Consider the following 615-nt stretch of genomic DNA (forward strand, 5'->3'; position numbering starts at 1 on the left):
ACCCCCTCAAGATGGTGTGTCTGCCGTTCCACCACGACCGCATATTCAGATGAAGAAACAAGAGTGAGCCATGAAGGACTCGAACCTTCGACACCCTGATTAAAAGTCAGGTGCTCTACCGACTGAGCTAATGGCTCATAAAATATGACCCGTAGGGGATTCGAACCCCTGTTACCTCCGTGAAAGGGAGGTGTCTTAACCCCTTGACCAACGGGCCATGCAGAAGTCGTCCGTTTTTGGCGACAAGTGTCATTATAACAGCTGGGTATTCGGATTGCAACAACATTTTTACTTGAAAATACTGACGTTTGCGCGCCGGCTGACGCATAGTTTGACTCATTATCAGGCTGACGATTAATTGTTGACACNATGCAGAAGTCGTCCGTTTTTGGCGACAAGTGTCATTATAACAGCTGGGTATTCGGATTGCAACAACATTTTTACTTGAAAATACTGACGTTTGCGCGCCGGCTGACGCATAGTTTGACTCATTATCAGGCTGACGATTAATTGTTGACACGAACTTGCAGCCGAAATTTTTCGCTTACGCGCATGTATCCGGCACTTTTGGCCCGCTGCACCCTCCTAACCGGAGAAACTCCGGTTACAGCGTCC

Annotated in this window: 2 tRNA genes; both read right to left on the bottom strand. The window is 48.0% G+C overall.

The window, feature by feature from the left end:
* Positions 1-64: 64 nt before the first annotated feature.
* Positions 65-137 (bottom strand) — tRNA-Lys (locus JET16_RS29820).
* 8 nt (positions 138-145) lie between these two features.
* Positions 146-217, bottom strand: a tRNA-Glu gene (locus tag JET16_RS29825).
* Positions 218-615: the final 398 nt, after the last annotated feature.

Source organism: Paenibacillus alkalitolerans (genome assembly GCF_016482785.1).
Taxonomy (GTDB): Bacteria; Bacillota; Bacilli; order Paenibacillales; family YIM-B00363; genus Paenibacillus_AE; species Paenibacillus_AE alkalitolerans.